This window comes from Microtetraspora glauca, from assembly GCF_040656155.1.
Classification (GTDB): Bacteria; Actinomycetota; Actinomycetes; order Streptosporangiales; family Streptosporangiaceae; genus Microtetraspora; species Microtetraspora glauca.
Genome location: NZ_JBFALK010000013.1, coordinates 58,018 through 73,885 on the forward strand (window position 1 = coordinate 58,018; position 15,868 = coordinate 73,885).

The 15,868-nt window shown below is 69.1% G+C and carries 15 protein-coding genes and 1 pseudogene; 8 read left to right on the forward strand and 8 right to left on the reverse strand.

Going from position 1 to position 15,868, the window contains the following annotated elements; translation table 11 throughout:
• Nucleotides 1-100 precede the first annotated feature (100 nt).
• Both AB0I59_RS23215 and AB0I59_RS23220 read left to right on the forward strand, forming a co-directional pair.
• Nucleotides 101-547, forward strand: coding sequence for an SRPBCC family protein (locus AB0I59_RS23215; RefSeq protein ID WP_358135922.1), 447 nt, complete (start codon nt 101-103; stop codon nt 545-547).
• 52 nt (nt 548-599) lie between these two features.
• A complete protein-coding gene (locus tag AB0I59_RS23220; protein WP_358135924.1) occupies nt 600-1,349 on the forward strand; it encodes a metallophosphoesterase in 750 nt (249 codons plus the stop codon).
• A 7-nt stretch (nt 1,350-1,356) separates the two neighbouring features.
• On the opposite strand, the gene AB0I59_RS23225 is transcribed toward AB0I59_RS23220, so the two are convergent.
• Both AB0I59_RS23225 and AB0I59_RS23230 read right to left on the reverse strand, forming a co-directional pair.
• A complete protein-coding gene (locus tag AB0I59_RS23225; protein ID WP_358135926.1) occupies nt 1,357-2,649 on the reverse strand; it encodes a carotenoid oxygenase family protein in 1,293 nt (430 codons plus the stop codon).
• A 64-nt stretch (nt 2,650-2,713) separates the two neighbouring features.
• Nucleotides 2,714-3,271 (reverse strand): hypothetical protein, encoded by a 558-nt coding sequence (locus AB0I59_RS23230; RefSeq protein ID WP_358135928.1) that lies wholly within the window; start codon nt 3,269-3,271, stop codon nt 2,714-2,716.
• An 88-nt stretch (nt 3,272-3,359) separates the two neighbouring features.
• On the opposite strand from AB0I59_RS23230, the gene AB0I59_RS23235 reads away from it, so the two are divergent.
• From AB0I59_RS23235 to AB0I59_RS23245, 3 genes and pseudogenes are all read left to right on the forward strand, one after another.
• On the forward strand, nt 3,360-3,884 hold the full coding sequence (locus AB0I59_RS23235) for a PadR family transcriptional regulator (RefSeq protein ID WP_358135930.1): 525 nt from the start codon (nt 3,360-3,362) through the stop codon (nt 3,882-3,884).
• 207 nt (nt 3,885-4,091) lie between these two features.
• Nucleotides 4,092-4,718 carry an HNH endonuclease family protein gene (locus AB0I59_RS23240; protein ID WP_228641752.1) on the forward strand — a complete coding sequence of 209 codons (627 nt, stop codon included), beginning with the start codon at nt 4,092-4,094 and terminating at the stop codon, nt 4,716-4,718.
• A 71-nt stretch (nt 4,719-4,789) separates the two neighbouring features.
• Nucleotides 4,790-5,563 (forward strand): annotated as a pseudogene (locus AB0I59_RS23245) (serine/threonine-protein kinase); the annotation flags it as partial.
• A gap of 699 nt (nt 5,564-6,262) precedes the next feature.
• On the opposite strand, the gene AB0I59_RS23250 reads toward AB0I59_RS23245, so the two are convergent.
• On the reverse strand, nt 6,263-6,322 hold the full coding sequence (locus tag AB0I59_RS23250) for a hypothetical protein (RefSeq protein WP_358136225.1): 60 nt from the start codon (nt 6,320-6,322) through the stop codon (nt 6,263-6,265).
• A 125-nt stretch (nt 6,323-6,447) separates the two neighbouring features.
• Nucleotides 6,448-6,897: a hypothetical protein gene (locus AB0I59_RS23255; RefSeq protein ID WP_358135932.1), complete on the reverse strand. Its 450-nt coding sequence runs from the start codon at nt 6,895-6,897 to the stop codon at nt 6,448-6,450.
• 92 nt (nt 6,898-6,989) lie between these two features.
• On the opposite strand from AB0I59_RS23255, the gene AB0I59_RS23260 reads away from it, so the two are divergent.
• A complete protein-coding gene (locus tag AB0I59_RS23260; protein ID WP_358135935.1) occupies nt 6,990-7,163 on the forward strand; it encodes a hypothetical protein in 174 nt (57 codons plus the stop codon).
• A gap of 171 nt (nt 7,164-7,334) precedes the next feature.
• On the opposite strand, the gene dnaB is transcribed toward AB0I59_RS23260, so the two are convergent.
• Nucleotides 7,335-9,971, reverse strand: coding sequence for a replicative DNA helicase (dnaB, locus tag AB0I59_RS23265; RefSeq protein WP_435831044.1), 2,637 nt, complete (start codon nt 9,969-9,971; stop codon nt 7,335-7,337).
• 326 nt (nt 9,972-10,297) lie between these two features.
• On the opposite strand from dnaB, the gene AB0I59_RS23270 reads away from it, so the two are divergent.
• Nucleotides 10,298-11,620 (forward strand): MATE family efflux transporter, encoded by a 1,323-nt coding sequence (locus AB0I59_RS23270; protein ID WP_061256140.1) that lies wholly within the window; start codon nt 10,298-10,300, stop codon nt 11,618-11,620.
• A 110-nt stretch (nt 11,621-11,730) separates the two neighbouring features.
• Entirely contained in the window at nt 11,731-13,260 is a 1,530-nt protein-coding gene (locus AB0I59_RS23275) for an amino acid permease (RefSeq protein WP_358135938.1), read from the forward strand.
• 27 nt (nt 13,261-13,287) lie between these two features.
• On the opposite strand, the gene AB0I59_RS23280 is transcribed toward AB0I59_RS23275, so the two are convergent.
• From AB0I59_RS23280 to AB0I59_RS23290, 3 genes are read right to left on the reverse strand one after another with little or no spacing between them, the layout of a single operon-like run.
• A complete protein-coding gene (locus AB0I59_RS23280; RefSeq protein WP_061256139.1) occupies nt 13,288-14,031 on the reverse strand; it encodes an amino acid ABC transporter ATP-binding protein in 744 nt (247 codons plus the stop codon).
• Entirely contained in the window at nt 14,031-14,891 is an 861-nt protein-coding gene (locus tag AB0I59_RS23285; RefSeq protein ID WP_358135941.1) for an amino acid ABC transporter permease, read from the reverse strand. The genes AB0I59_RS23280 and AB0I59_RS23285 overlap by 1 nt, the downstream gene beginning before the upstream one ends.
• Before the next feature lie 8 nt (nt 14,892-14,899).
• Nucleotides 14,900-15,778: an ABC transporter substrate-binding protein gene (locus AB0I59_RS23290; protein WP_061256135.1), complete on the reverse strand. Its 879-nt coding sequence runs from the start codon at nt 15,776-15,778 to the stop codon at nt 14,900-14,902.
• Nucleotides 15,779-15,868 lie beyond the last annotated feature (90 nt).

A 15,868-nucleotide genomic window follows, 5' to 3' on the forward strand; every position in this document is an offset into this window, starting at 1 on the left:
CGTCTCGATCCCGACCGAAATTCGGCGGTACGGGCTTCTCCCAGGGCGCGGACTTTGTCACAATTCCCGGCATAGATCACGAACCATGGCCGGAGGCGTCGTGCCGCAGAGGGTACTGACCAATACATTCCACGTCGAAGCCGCCCCCGAGGCGGTGTTCGAGCATCTGACGACGCCCGAGAGCTACATCGGGCTGTCACCGCTCGTCGTAGCGGTCGAGGACGTGGATCGTTCCGAACCGGGCGTCGTCCGCTACACCTCGATCGAACGGTTCACGTTCCTCGGCGTGTTCACGCACGACAATCCGATCAGGGTCACCCTCCTCACCGAAGGACTCTCCGTACGCGGTGACGTGAAGAGCCCCGGCAACGTCCGCCTGGTCTACCGGTTCGATCTGGCACCCGACGGGCCCGGCACCCGGGTGGACGACCGGCTGGAGATCACCGCCCCCTGGTTCCTCGTGGGGTACGCGGCGCGCGAGGCGCGCAAGGTCCAGCTCGCCCGGGCCCGCATCCTCGCCGAGCGCCTCACCGCGCCGGTCGGCTGACCCCCGGACCGGCCCGTGAGAGCCTGAGATCCCCGACCCGGAGGCGACGACCATGCTCGTGCTGGCCCACGTGAGCGATATCCACATCGACGGAAGCGATCGGAACACCGCACGCGCGACCAGAGTCCTCGATCACGTCGGACGGCTGCCCGTCGACGCGATCCTCCTCACCGGCGACATCGCCGACCACGGAGCCGTCGAAGAGTACGAGATCACCCGCGGGCTCATCGAGACCCGCGCACCGCTCGTGCTCTGCCCCGGCAACCACGACATCCGCGAGAACCTCCGCAAGGTCCTGCTCGGCGACCTGAACGGGGACGGCGTGGGAAGCGGCGGTCCGGTCAACCAGGTCCTCCGCCTGCCGGGCGCGACGATCGCGCTGTGCGACTCCAGCATCCCGGGGCGGCCGGACGGGCTCCTGAGCGACGAGACCCTCGACTGGCTCGACAGCGTCCTCACCGCCGCCCCGGACGTGCCCGCATTCGTCGGCATGCACCACCCCGCCGTCCCGCTGGGCATCCCGTACGTCGACGAGATCAGGCTGGGCGAGCCCGAGCGCCTGGCCGGGGTGCTCGCCCGCCACCCGCAGGTGGTGGCCGTCCTCGCCGGGCACGCCCACACGGGTGCGGCGACGACCTTCGCGGGCCTTCCACTGCTGGTGGCGCCGGGTGTCGTGAACACCGCACTGCTGCCGTTCGAGATCGAGTCCCATCCGCCGGTCGACCGCGATCTCCCTCCGGCCGTCGCCTTCCATGTCCTCGACGAGGGGCGGGTCACCACGCACTATCGCCCGGTCGGGTGAACCTGCGTCACGCCTCGTCCCCGATCCAGGAACCGTGGAATCCGGCGGGGACGCGGCGCGGCAGCCGTACCGAGGCGACCCGGGTCAGGTCGGCCGCGTCCAGGACGAGCAGCTCGGCGCACGACCCGACGATGGAGAGCAGCCACCCGTCGTCCTCGGCGCCCGATCCGGACCCGCGGGGCACGAAGACCGCCTCGCCGGGAGGGCCGTCCGTGCGGTGCATACGGCTCGCACCGGTCCTGATGTCGTACTTCACGATCTCCCCGTCGGTCACCGCGTAGAGATAGTCGTTGGCCAGGCCGGTGTGCCGCTCGTTGATCGTCGGGAACTCGACGCCGAGATCGTCGAGCGGCTCCTCCTTGGCCGTGCCGGAGGCCGGGTCGAGCACCCAGCGGTGCAGGACCGCCCCTTCGGCCTGCGCCGCCGGGTCGGCGGCGCCGCCGATGTGTCCCCAGAGCCGCATGAAGGCGCCCGGCGCGTACCTCGCCGCGTCGATCACGACACGGCCGAGCGTGTCCTCGCGGGCGTTGCCGACGTGGAAGACATAGCAGGGATCGATGTCGAACCAGCGCACCTCGCCGCCCGCGCGCGGCATCACCCCGAGCCGCGCCCCGTAGGAGTCGTCCCATCGGTACGGCATGCCGTGCCCGATCAGCCCCAGATCGAAGACCACGGGCAGGTCGAGCCACACGACGTGGTTCCGCGTGATCGCGAAGTCGTGCATCATCGTCGGCCCGGGAACCGGGATCTCCCTGCTCTCCACCAGTTCGCCGGCCGCGTCCAGCCGGTGATAGGTGAGGTACGGCGCGGCGAAGCCGTACCCGAAGAAGTGCAGTTCCCCGGTGAGCGGGTCCTCCTTGGGGTGGGCGGTCATCGCGGTGGTGAGCCGGCCGCCGAAGTCGCACGGACCGACGGTCTCCAGCTCGCCGGTCACCTCGTACGGCAGGCCGTTCTCGACCAGCGCGAGGATCTTGTCGGCGTGGTGGATGACGTGGGTGTTGGCGATGACCGCGGACAGGTCGATTCCGGCCGGGCCCACGAACTGCGCTCCCGCCAGCTTGCGGGTGCGCACCCAGCGGTTGCGGTACCACTCGGCGCGGCCGTCGCGCAGCCGTACGCCATGGATCATGCCGTCGCCGGTGAACCAGTGACCGGGGTCGTGGCCGGGCGGCGGGTTGGGGCCGTTGCGGAAGTAGCGGCCGGTCAGCTCGGGCGGCAGCGTTCCCTCGACGGGCAGGTCGAGGGCGTCGATCTCGTCGGGAACGGGGGCGAGATGGCCCTGGAGATAGGTGGCGGTCATCGCGGGCTCCAATCAGACGGTGCGGCAGGTCAGCCGGTTGTGGCAGGTCGGATGGTGCGGCGGGTCAGGCGGCGTACCGGGCGCGGACGATCTTGGGGTAGCGGACGGTGAACAGGGCGGGCAGGGCGAACCCGCAGATCTTGACCGCGATGATCGCGATCGTCGCGTGCGGGGCGAGGGCGAGCAGCACCGCGAGGCCGACGGCGTTGAGCGTGAACGCGACCGCCCAGACCGCGGTGATCGTCGCGTTGACCCGGTAGAACAGCGGGCTCGCCTGGACCTCGGGAGGGGTCATCCCCCGGGCGATGCCCAGGGTGAACGGCCGGCGGATGGCGAGGGAGCCCCACGCCGTGACGGCGAGCCAGCCCACCGACACCGCCGGGCCGTACTCGCCGAAGGGCGCGGGGGCGATCACGAACGCGGCCAGCGCGAGCCCGGCGAAGAACACCGCGGAACTGGCCTCGATCACCAGCGCGTCCCAGGCACGTCCCTTCCTCCGGTCCATCAGCAGCAGCACGACGGCAAGGGCGAATCCGGCGAGCGCGCCGATCCGGGCCTCGCCGTTGGTGCTGAGCACCGCGAAGGCGATCCACGGAAGGAAGGTGCGGAGATAGCTGATCACAAAAGGCTCCCTGACGTTCCAATAGTGACAGGTCGAACCTAGAACCTCCTGTAGCGACATGTCAACAGTGGAATGTAGGCTGTGCGGCATGAGTCTCCGTCACGCCATGCTCGGCCTGCTGGCCCGCGGCCCCGCCAGCGGCTACGACCTGCTGAAACTGTTCGAGATCTCGCTGGCCAACGTCTGGCCGGCCACGCAGAGCCAGGTGTACGCGGAACTGGGCCGCCTCGCCGACGCGGACCTGGTGAAGGTCGCCGCCGAGGGGCCGCGCGGCCGCAAGGAGTACGCGATCACCGATGACGGAGTGGCCGAGCTGCGCCACTGGCTGACCGACGTCGAGCCCAACCGGGTGGGCCGCAGCGACATGCTGCTCCGCGTCTTCTTCCTCGACAGCGTCGATCATGGCCAGGCCCGGGAATACCTGGAACGCCAGGCGGTCGTGGCCGCGCGAAGCCACCAGAGCCTGCTCGGGCTCCGCGACGTCGTCGCCGGAAGCGACCCGCTGGAGACATACGGCAGGATCGCGCTCGAATATGGCCTCCGCTTGACCTCCATGCAGCGCGAATGGGCGGAATGGGCCGCCGGCGAGATCGATCGGCAACCGGGGACATAACTCCCGTTGGTGTCAGCCTCCTGATTTTTGGGGATTCCTTTACCGAGTCTCATCGGGGAGGCGGCTCTGGGCGCGCGCGAAGTGATCACTGTCGTTGTGGCGGGCATAGCGCTCGCATCTCTCACTACTCGGAACGACGCACACGACCGACTTCGGAACGAGACCCGCGCCCAGAGCGCGGCCGGAACCGGGACCGGCCGCAAGGCAGTGGTCATCCCCCTGAAGAACCCTCGGGGGACCCGACCGGGGCTCGCGCCGATCACCTCCGCGGCCGGCCGGGCCGCCGCGACCAGGCTGATCAGGAAGCTCCGCGTCAGGCGCATGGGTTCCAAGGCCGGATACTCCCGGACCCGGTTCGGCCCCAACTGGGCGGACACCGCGCGCGGCGTGCCGTACGCGGGGAACGGCTGCGACACCCGCAACGACCTGCTCGCCCGTGACGGCCAGAACGTCAGATACCGCAAGGGGTCCGACTGTGTCGTGATCAAGATGACCTTGCGCGACCCGTACACCGGCAGAACCATCCGATGGCGTAAGAAGCACGCGGGCCTCGTCCAGGTCGATCACGTGGTGCCGATGTCGTACTCGTGGCGGATGGGCGCCGCACGATGGCCGAAGGCGAAACGGCTGCGCATCGCCAACGATCCGCTCAACCTGCTCCCGGTCTACGGCCCGGTCAACCAGGCGAAGCGCGGCTGGGGGCCGGGGTCCTGGCTGCCCCCGGCACGGAAGATCCGCTGCGCCTACGCCGTACGGTTCACCCAGGTCGCGCTCAAGTACAACCTCCCGGTCACCAGAGCCGACAAGGCCACGATGCTCGCCAAATGCCGCTGAAATCCCGCAACTTCGTCGCTGACGACAGCATCTAACGGCTGAGTCCATCTAAGACGACGGGGTGCGATCGTATGAGCCTGGCCACAGCGCTGCTTCCCGGCGACCCGACCCGGCTCGGAGACTTCTGGCTCGCCGGCCGGCTGGGCGCGGGCGGGCAGGGCGTGGTCTACGAGGCGTACGACGCCGAGGGCACCCGGGTCGCGGTCAAGGTGCTGCACGGCGACGCGGCGAGCGACCCCGACCTGCGGGCGCGTTTCGGCAAGGAGGCGACGGCCGCGCGACGGGTCGCCTCCTTCTGCACCGCCCGGGTGCTGGCGGCCGAACTGGACGCGCCCAAGCCGTACATCGTCAGCGAGTACGTCGAGGGCCCGAGCCTGCGCCGCGCGATCGCCGAAGGGCGCCGCTTCACCGGGGACGACCTGCACCGCCTGGCCACGGCCGTCGCGACCGCGCTGACCGCCATCCATGACGCCGGGGTCGTCCACCGCGATCTCAAACCGGACAACGTGCTGCTCGGGCCGGACGGTCCCCGTGTGATCGACTTCGGCGTCGCCCGGACGCTGGAGATGTCACTCACCGCGTCCGGCCTGGTCACGGGCACTCCGACCTACATGGCCCCCGAGGTGTTCACCGGCCAGCGTGCCGGGGCACCGGCCGACGTGTTCGCCTGGGGCGCGATCGTCGTCTACGCCGCCTGCGGGGGCGACCCCTTCAGGGCGGAGACCCTCGGCGCGGTCATGCACCGCGTGCTGTCGACCGATCCCGACCTCAGCGTCATGCCGGAGTCGCTGCGGCCCCTCGTCGCGGCGGCCCTGCGCAAGGATCCGCTGGCCAGACCCACGGCGCGGCAGCTCCTCCTCGGTCTGGTCAGCGGCCCGGCGGTCGGCGACATCGACCTGCTCACCATCGGCAGCGCCGAGGCCGGGCTCCTCGGAGGCGGAACACCGGGCGATCCCGCGCTCGGGACGCTGGCCGAGGACGCCTACGGATTCCTCAGTCCCTTCGAGCGCAACCTCGTCCCCGACCTCTTCCTCAGGATGGTGAGCGTCGACGAGTCCGGCGACATCACCGTCCGGCCGGTGGCACGCGGCGAGTTGTTCGACGGGAGGACTTCTGAAGAGGGCACCGCCCTCCACCGCGTCCTCGACGTCTTCTCCTACCTGCTCGTCGTCGACGACCACGAGGTCTCCCCGGACACCGCCACCCGGGCGGCGCTCGCCAGTTCGTGGGCGCAGCGCGAGCGCGCCTCGTTCACCGATCCGAGCAGCGGCGGAGAGACCGTGCGGCTGCTTCCCCAGGACGGGCGGAGCCTGGTGAGCGTGTCCCCCGAGGGCGTGCGGATCTTCGACCTGCGCAGCGGGAAGCGGACCGGCGGTTGGAACGACCCGGACGTCGGCGACGGCGGCCTCCTCGGGGCGAGTCTCAGCCCGAACGGTCGCTACCTCGCGGTCGCGGCGGAACATGACGTCCGCGTCTGGGACGTACGCACCGGTACGCCGATCAAAGAGCGATACGCCCTGACTACACCGTCTTCACGCACGCGGCTACGTGGCCCGGTTGGTTCGCCAGCGGGCCTGTTTGACACGGTTCCCGCACAGTTGCATCGAGCACCAGCGGCCCGTCCGGAACCCCCCGCCCGGCACGTCCGCACGATCGAGGAGGTCGCCCCCTGACGGGCCGAACGCGGCGGCGTACCCGCGGCCGAGCCCCAACCGCGCTAGCTTGATCTTTAACCTGTGCGACGTGGATGCGGGTTGGCAGATTTCTTGGCCGGCGGTTTCTTCAGGGCCGGTTTCGTGCTGGTCAGCCCGGTCGCGGTGTGCACGTCATGACGTGGAGCCGGTCGCTGGTTGGGCGTCCCGTAGGCCAGTTGAACACTCGAATACCGAAGCCGGCCACCGGCCCAGGAGTGGGTCTGGCCCCACCCACCCGTACGGCCAAGCCCATATTGGGACGGCCAGGCGCTACCTAACACCGCTACTACAACGACACGGAGGAGAAAGATCATGGCGAACGCCGGCGACATCACGATCGCGACGGCGCACATCGGCGACGCCCGCACCCCGGAGGCGTTCACCACGGTGAAGAAGTGCATCATGCTCTTCGGCGCCGTCAGCGCCATCGCCCTCGGGACGGTTGCCGTGATGGCGTTCACCGGCCACGAGGCGACCTCGTTCATGTGGATCCGGGGAGCCATCCTGCTCGCGGTCACCCCGCTGATCTACCGGATGACTGTCCGCGCTTCGGAGGGGTCACAAGGCTTTCGACCGCGTGCGCACTCTGTCCACCATCATGCCGGTCGCGATCACCGGCGTCGACCTGATCCCCGGCCTCTACCCAGAGTGGTACGCCGTGCTCCAGGGCCTGTCTGCGCTGCCCCTGATCGGCGTCGCCTTCATTACCCGCGGTTCCGCACTGAGCGCTGCCTTCCCCAAGAAGAATTGAAGTCCTGAGGACCTGCTCTGCCCTTCGGATGGCCGGACCGCCTTCGGTATCCAGCCATCCGACATCTGGACAAGTGATGTCCGTGGGCTACCCGCGCGACCCCGCCGAACAGGTTAAAACTCAAGCTAGTGGCTCGTCCGGGCCCGGTCTTCCGGACCGGCAAGGCCTCGATCAGTGCGTGGCCATGTCGACGAAGCGGCTGTAGTGGCCCTGGAAGGCCACGGTTACCGTCGCCGTGGGGCCGTTACGGTGCTTGGCCACGATCAGGTCGGCCTCGCCCGCCCGGGGCGACTCCCGCTCGTACGCGTCCTCCCGGTGCAGCAGGATCACCATGTCCGCATCCTGCTCAATCGACCCGGACTCCCTCAAGTCGGACACCTGGGGGCGCTTGTCGGTGCGTTGCTCGGGACCACGGTTGAGCTGCGAGATCGCGATGACGGGCACCTCGAGCTCCTTCGCCAGGAGCTTGAGGGATCGGGACAGTTCCGAGACCTCCTGCTGGCGGCTCTCGGTCCGCTTGGGCGAGCTCATCAGCTGGAGGTAGTCGACGATGACGAACCGCAGGTCGTTGCGCTGCTTGAGACGCCGGCACTTGGCCCGGATCTCCATCATCGACATGTTCGGGGAGTCGTCGATGAACAGCGGCGCCTCGGCCACCTCGCCCATCCGGCGGGCCATCCGGGTCCAGTCGTCGTCGTTCATCAACCCCGACCGCATGGTGTGCAGCGCGACCCGCGCCTCCGCCGACAGCAGTCGCATCGTGATCTCGTTGCGCGACATTTCCAGCGAGAAGATGACAGTCGTCAGACCGTTCTTGATAGCGGCAGATCTCGCGAAATCCAGCCCGAGGGTGCTGTTGTGCGTGGGAACACAGGCCCTGCTCGCGAGATACATGTGGTCGGCGTTGTCCACCTCCACGCAACGCACCGGCACCGACGTCACCGGGCGGACGTCGGTGATGGTGCGGCACGTCGCCTCGGGATGGGCATTGGTGTTCACGCGGGCGTTCTTGCGGCTCAGCCGGAAGACCTTGTCGGAGGGCGTGAACGTGATCGCATAGCTGGCTGAGCTGGCTTCAGTGCGTCCTGGTACCTCCTTGGAAGTCCAGGTTGCTTTGTATCCCAAACTCAGGATCAGTTCACAGGCGTCCTCTGCCAGGCGGCGGTTCGTGACGGCGAACTGGACTGTCCCGGCGGCGCTGATGTAGCCGTCGGTGTCCAACAGCCCGGCCAGGAGCGCTCTGCGCTGCGCCTCAGACGCGCGCAGGTATACGCCCGGGATGTGCTTGTTGCCCAGTACGCCCAGCTTTCTCAGTTGAGCGTGCATAGTGCCGTGGTCGTTGCGGCACTTCTGGCACTGGCGAAGCCCGCTGGACGGACCTCCGCAGTCCGGGCACATGGACGGCCGTGAGGAGCCGTGTTCGGAATTCCTTGACTGGCAGCCGCACACCCTGCCGCAGGTGCGCACCTGCGCTGTTTTGGGCGTGAACGGCTTTCCGCACACGATGCACGGTTGTTCGGCGATCGGCTCGGGCTCGGGCTCGGGCTCGGGCTCGGGCTCGGGCAGTAGCATCGCGTACAGCAGTCCGCCTCGGTGCTCCACCCGAAGACCTTCGGCGGCCACGTGCTCAGCGATCTCCGGATCTCCAGTGGTGAACCGCGCGCTGCCGGAGTGGCCCTCTCCGAGCCAGACGCCCAGCGCATACGGAGGGATCAGCAGGTCACGGTTGGGCAGGTCCAGCGGCTGGGCGTTGACGACCGTGTGATTGAGCCGCTTTTCTGCGGTGTCGCACCACAGCGTCGCGGCGATCTCCTCTGTCGTGCGCACCTCAGCGAATGTCTTCTGATTCCGGTACCTGTCGTAGCCGGACGCAGCGGCCTGAGCCGATTTGCGGGAGGCGCGCGTGTCGGTGAGCCACTGGTGCTGAGCATCGGCCACGATCACCGCGCCATCGCTGAACTCCACCTCGTAGCACGGGCGGCCGTACATCACTTCGGTGGCGGCCACCACGCGGGTCGGCTTACCATCCGCGCCGATCAGATAGTCGCCGACCTCCACCTCTCCCATGGTGGACCAGCCGGTGGGAGTGGGCAGAGGTGTGTCCAGGGCTAGAGCCTTGCCGATGGCGGGGCGAGCGGCCACGACGATCATCTGGCCGGGGTGCAGGCCGTTGGTCAGGGCGTCGAGGTCCTGGAAGCCGGTGGGGACGCCGACCATCTGGCCGCCGCGGCTGCCGATGGCCTCGATCTCGTCCAGCGCGCCGGGCATGATGTCCGACAGCGGGAGGTAGTCCTCGGAGGTGCGCCGCTCGGTCACCTTGTAGATCTCGGCCTGGGCGCGGTCGACGAGGTCGTCGACCTCCTCGCTCTGCCCGCCGTATCCGTAGGAGACGATGCGGGTGCCGGCCTCGATCAGCCGTCGCAGGATGGCCTGCTCCCGCACGATCTTGGCGTAGTACCCCGCGTTGGCCGCCGTGGGGACGACCGCCGTCAGCGTGTGGAGGTAGGGGGCGCCGCCGACCCGGCCGAGCTCGCCGCGCTTCTGCAGGTCGTCGAGGATCATGATCGAGTCGGCGGGCTCGCCCCTGCCGTAGAGGTCGGTGATGACCTCGTAGATGATCTGGTGCGCGGGGCGGTAGAAGTCGTCGGAGCGGAGGACCTCCACCACGTCGGCGATGGCGTCCTTGGACAGCATCATGCCGCCGAGGACGGACTGCTCGGCTTCGATGTTGTGCGGAGGAGTCCGCTCGAACGTGGCGTCGGAGCCGCCGGGGCCTCCAGGGCCGCCGGGGAAATCAAGCACGCTCACCTACACACCCCCCAACACAGCAACCCCAGTTGTAACCCGCCGGTCTGACAGTTTCGCGGCTGCCGCACCCTACCGGCAACGCGACCTGTGGACGTGCCTGTGGATAACGTGTGCACTTCCGCAGCTCAGATGTGAACACCCTGGGGACGAGCCTGGGGATAACCCTGTGTCCGTCGCACATGAAGCCCGTCTGACCAGCGGAAACATTATCCAAGGGCTGTGGAGGAAGGAAAGTAGGGAGATACCTGAGACCAGATGGGCATGGCCCGTCGCCCCGCGCGGAAAGACGACACCGAGCAATCGGATGTAAGTGGCAAAATACCTCTATGCCACTGTCAACGGACGCCGGTCCGCAGAGCGGGCCTGGTACGGGGAACAGGGAGATCCTCCGGCTCGCCGTACCCGCGTTCGGAGCCCTGGTCGCCGAGCCGCTCTTCCTGCTGACCGACTCCGTCATCGTCGGGCGGCTGCCCGATCCGGCACTGGGCGCCCTCGGCGTGGCGAGCGCCGCCCTGTCCGCCATCGTCGGCCTGTGCGTCTTCCTCGCGTACGGCACGACCGCGGCCGTGGCCCGGCAGATCGGCGCGGGCGATCCGCGCAGAGCCATGCGGCAGGGCATCGACGGGATGTGGCTGGCGGCGGCGGTGGGCGTCGCCGTCATCGCCGTCTGCTGGCCGCTGGCCCCCGGGATCGTCGACCTTTTCGGCGCCTCGGAACGGCTGGCGGAGCTGGCGACCACGTACCTGCGGATCAGCCTGCTCGGCACGCCCGCGCTGCTCCTCGTGCTCGCAGGGACGGGGGTCCTGCGCGGCCTCCAGGACACCGTGACGCCCCTCGCGGTCTCGGTGACCTCCTTCCTGCTCAACGGTGTGCTGAACGCCTGGTTCGTCCTCGGTCTCGGCTGGGGGATCGCGGGGTCGGCCTGGGGCACCGTCATCGCCCAGGCACTGGGCGCGGCCGTCTACCTCGTCATGGTCGTCAGGGGCGCGCGGCGGCACGGCACCTCGCTCCGGCCCGATCTCCCCGGCATCAGGGCCGCGGGCACCGCCGGGCTGGCCCTGGTCATCCGTACGGCGTGCCTGCAGATCGTGCTGCTGACCGCCACGGCGCTGGCGACCCGGATGGGCGACGCGCAGATCTCCGCGCACACCATCGCCACCCGGATCTGGACGTTCCTCGCCTTCGCCCTGGACGCCATCGCCATCGCGGGACAGGCGATCACCGGCCGGACGCTGGGCGCGGGGGACACCGCGGCGACCCGGTCGGCCACCCGCAGGATGGTCGTGTGGGGCGTCGCGTGCGGCGTCGTCTTCGGCCTCGCCGTGCTCGCACTCCGGCCGATGCTCCCGGGGGTGTTCGACGCCCCGGCCGCGGTGTCGGAACGGCTGGAGGCGGTGCTGTGGCTCGTGGCGCTGTTCCAGCCGGTCGCGGGAGTCGTGTTCGTGCTCGACGGCGTGCTGATCGGCGCGGGCGACCAGCGCTACCTCGCCTGGGCCGGTCTGATCACGACCATCGCCTACCTGCCGTTCGCCGTGATCGCGGGCAGTCTCGTCGCCCTCTGGGCGGCCTTCGGCGTCTGGATGCTGGCACGGATGATCACCCTGTCCCTCCGCGCGTACGGCACGGCCTGGCTGGTCACGGGAGCGTGATCGGCGGGTGGCCGGGAAGTGACGAGCACGTGACCACCGCTCCCCTTGCCACTCGCTGACCACTTAGGGCACTGTGGCCACCGGTCACGCCTCTCACGATTGGCCGTGGTGTGTCCTTCTCCCCCCGCGTCCCACGCTCCACCTCGATCCTGCGCAGGATGTCGCCGGACGAGGTCTTCGGCCTGCGCACGATGGGCCTCACCGAGATCTACGGCCGCGGCGACCTGGTCGTCCTCGGCCTCGGCGTGATGATCGGCGCGGGCATCTTCAGCATCGCCGGGCGGCAGGCGGCCACCACGGCCGGGCCGGGCGTCTTCCTCTCCTTCATGATCGCCGGCATCACCAGCCTGCTCGCCGCGCTCTGCTACGCCGAACTGGTCTCGTCGATGCCGGTGTCGGGCAGCGCGTACACGTTCTCGTACGTCGTCTTCGGCGAGGTGTGGGCGTGGATCGTGGGCTGGGCACTGATCCTGGAGATGGAACTCGCCGCCGCCGTGGTCGCGCGCGCCTGGTCGCTGTACGCCGTGCAGACACTGACCGAGTTCGGCGTGTCACTTCCGGGTCTGATCACCGGCGCCGGAGGCTTCGACCCGCTCAGCATGGTCATCCTGGTCGCGCTGACCGGCGCCATGGCGTTCAACGCCCGGGTCGGCCTGCGGGTCCTCTGGGTCATGGTGGCCGCGAAGCTGCTGGCCATCGGGGCGGTGATCGTGGTGGGCGCGGTCCATTTCGACGCGGCCAACCTCGCCCGCATCCCCGCGCCCGTGGCCCCGTCGCCCGGAGGCGGGGACGCCCTGCACACGACGCTGGTCGGCCTGGTGATCGGGGAGACCCACAGCTTCGGCTGGTTCGGCATCATCGCCGCCGCCCCCGCCATCGCCTTCGCGTACATCGGGTTCGACGTGGTGGCCACGGCCGCCGAGGAGACCAAGGACGCGCCGCGCGCGGTCCCGGACGGCATGATCCGCAGCCTGGCGCTCACCACGCTGATCTATCTGGCGGTGGCCGTCGTGATGGTGGGCATGGTGGCCTACACCGCGATCTCGACCAAGGCACCGCTCGCGGACGCGTTCGACCGCGTCGGCGAGGGGTTCATGGTCCACGTCATCAACGTCGGCGCGGTTCTGGGGCTCACCACCGTCATCCTCGTGCTGCTGGTCGGGCAGACCCGGGTGGTGTTCTCGATGGCCCGCGACGGCCTGCTGCCCCACGGCCTGTCCCGGCTGAGCGGGCCCCACGCGACCCCTCTGACGGCGACCCTGGTCATCGGGGCGGTCGCCGTGCTGCTCGCCGGGTTCCTGCCCGTCCTCACGCTGGAGCAACTGGTCATCATCGGGACGATGGTCGCGTTCATGTCCGTCGCGGCGGGCGTGCTCCGGATGCGCCGCATGCTGCCCGACCTGCCGCGTCCGTTCCGGGTACCCTTCGCGCCGGTGGTGCCCGCGCTGTCGATGGCCGCGACCCTGTGGCTGATGGTGAACCTGGAGGCGCTCACCTGGGTGTACTTCACCCTGTGGACGGCCTTCGGCCTGCTGGTCTACCTGCTGTACGGCAGACGGCACAGCCTCCTGGCACCGAACGCACCGAACGCGTCGAACACACCGCACGCGCCACACGGGCGCGGCCGCCACCGCCGCTGAGCGGCGCTCAGCGGGCCGGCGACGCGGTCACAGGCGCCCCGCGTCCAGTACGCGCTGGAGGAACTCCCGGGTACGCGGATGCTCGGGCGAGGAGAAGATCTGCTCGGGAGAACCCCGTTCGAGCAGGACACCGCCGTCGAGGAAGCAGACGGTGTCGGAGATGTCCCTGGCGAAGTTCATCTCGTGGGTGGCCAGGATCATGGTCATCCCGGTGTCCTTGAGCTCGCGGATGATGCTCAGCACCTCGGTGACCAGGATCGGGTCGAGCGCGGAGGTCACCTCGTCGAGCAGCAGCAGGCGGGGCTGGGTGGCGATGGCCCGGATGACGGCCACCCGCTGCTGCTGGCCGCCGGAGAGCCGGTCGGGGTACTCCCCCGCCTTGTCCGCGAGCCCGAATCGGGCGAGCAGTTCCCCGGCCTGCTCCTCGGCCCGCGCCCGGTCCACCTTGTGCACCTTGCGCGGGGCCAGGGTGATGTTGTCCAGCACGGTCATGTGCGGGAAGAGGTTGTAGGACTGGAAGACCATGCCGATCCGCTTGCGGACCTCGTCCACGTCGGCGCGGACGTCCGTGATCTCGTCCCCGTCCAGGTGGATGGCGCCGTCGTCGATCGTCTCCAGCAGGTTCACGCAGCGCAGCAGCGTCGACTTGCCGGAGCCGGAGGCGCCGATCAGGCAGACCACCTCGTGCGGCGCCACGTCCAGGTCGATGCCGCGCAGCACGCTCTGGTGGCGGTAGTTCTTCCAGACGCCCTCGATGCGCAGCAGCGTCATCAGGCACCTCCGGGGCCGCGGCGGCGGGCGGCCCGCGCCGACAGGTAGTCGGTGAACCGCGCCATCGGGATCGTGAGCAGGATGAACAACATCGCCGCCACGAGATAGGGGGTGTAGTTGAACTTACTCGCCGCGTAGATCTGCGCCTGCCGCAGCGCCTCGATCACGCCGATCGTGGAGACCAGCGCGGTGTCCTTCTGCAGCGAGACGAAGTCGTTCAGCAGCGGCGGGATCACCCGGCGCACCGCCTGCGGAAGCACGACGTGACGCATCGCCTGCCCGTGGGACAGCCCGAGCGAGCGCGCCGCCGCGATCTGGCTCGGATGCACCGTGTCGATGCCCGCGCGGAAGACCTCCGCGACGTACGCGCTGTACGCGAGGACGAGGGCGATCACCCCCAGGGTGATCTCGTCGGACGGCACGCCGGTGAGTTGGAGCGCGGGCAGGCCGAAGCCGACGATCATGATGACGAGCAGCGTCGGGACCCCGCGGAACACGTCGGTGTAGACGACGGCCAGCACCCGCAGCGGGAAGAAGACCGGTGCCCGAAGGCCCCGGGCCAGCGCGACCAGCAGCCCGACGACCAGGATGATCGGCTCCGCGATCAGGAAGATCTTGACGTTGGTCCAGAAACCCTGGAGCACGTCGGGTAACGACCGGACGAACCACTCGGGGTCGAAGAACGTCTCCCGGACCCGCGGCCATCCCGGCGAGTTGGTGACCAGGACGGCCACCAGGGTCAGGAAGACGATGGTGGACGCCGTGGCGATGGAACTGGAGCGGACCGCCTGCCTGCGGCGGATCCGCTCCCTCTCCAGCTGCCGCGCGCTCCTCGCGGGCCGCGTCACTTCATCTGTCACTTCATCTGTCACTTCAGCTCCGGCGCGCCGGCCGCCGCGCTGAGCCACTGCTGCTCGATCTGGGTCAGCTCACCGGAGGACTTCAGCGCGCCGATGGCCTCGTTGACGCAGGACACCAGGGCGTTGCCCTTCTGGAAGACCAGGCCGAACTCCTCCGGCGTGCCACCGGTGGCGGCGAACTGTCCCACGATCTTGGAATTCTCGACCTGGGCCGCGGTGACGTAGAACGCCGTGGGCAGGTCCACCACGATGGCGTCCACCTGCTTGTTCTTGAGGGCGTTCACGGCGTCGACCTGCTGGGTGTAGACCTTCGGGTCCTTGGCCGGCTGCACCACGCTCTTGACCGCGTCGAGCGCCGTGGTGCCGACCTGCACGCCGATCGTGGCGTCCTTGAGGTCGGCCAGACCGGCCGCCGAGGCGTACTTCCCGTTGTTCAGCGTGACGACGCCCTGCTTGACCGTGTAGTACCCGTCGCTGAAATCGACGACCTTGGCCCGGTCGGGCGTGATGGACACCTGGTTGAGGTCGAAGTCGAACTTCTTGTCGCCCGGAGCGTACGCGCTGTCGAAGGGGATGGTGGCCCAGGCGACCTCGTCCTTGGTGAAGCCCAGCTTCTGCGCCACGGCGTAGGCGACGGCGCTCTCGAAGCCCTCGCCGGTCGTCGGGTCGTCGTTCTTGAACCAGGGCTCGTACGCCGGCTTGTCCGTGCCGATGGTGAGCTTGCCCGGGGTGATCAGCTTGAGCTGGTCCTTCGTGCAGCTCGCGGAGGCCGCCGGGCTGGCGGCGGCGGTGCTCCCCGCCGTGTCCGCCGCGTCGTTGGCCGGTGCGCACGCGACCGCCGCCGTCGTGAGGACGCCAAGCGCCAGCAACAGCGAGGTACGGTGCATTTCAGCCTCCATGAGGTACATCTTCCGCGAAATCCGCGTTGGGACGGGCTAGATACTATCGGCCATATATTTCAGCCCCGTTCGGGTACG

Bases quoted from the DNA above. Each gene is read 5' to 3' on its own strand.
- AB0I59_RS23255 (WP_358135932.1), bottom strand. From the start codon at position 6,897: ATGAACGAGGTCGCCTCGTGGCCGGTGAACGCCATCACGGCAACCGTC.
- AB0I59_RS23235 (WP_358135930.1), top strand. From the start codon at position 3,360: ATGAGTCTCCGTCACGCCATGCTCGGCCTGCTGGCCCGCGGCCCCGCC.
- AB0I59_RS23280 (WP_061256139.1), bottom strand. From the start codon at position 14,031: ATGACGCTGCTGCGCATCGAGGGCGTCTGGAAGAACTACCGCCACCAG.
- AB0I59_RS23270 (WP_061256140.1), top strand. From the start codon at position 10,298: ATGCCACTGTCAACGGACGCCGGTCCGCAGAGCGGGCCTGGTACGGGG.
- AB0I59_RS23290 (WP_061256135.1), bottom strand. From the start codon at position 15,778: ATGCACCGTACCTCGCTGTTGCTGGCGCTTGGCGTCCTCACGACGGCG.
- AB0I59_RS23220 (WP_358135924.1), top strand. From the start codon at position 600: ATGCTCGTGCTGGCCCACGTGAGCGATATCCACATCGACGGAAGCGAT.
- AB0I59_RS23225 (WP_358135926.1), bottom strand. From the start codon at position 2,649: ATGACCGCCACCTATCTCCAGGGCCATCTCGCCCCCGTTCCCGACGAG.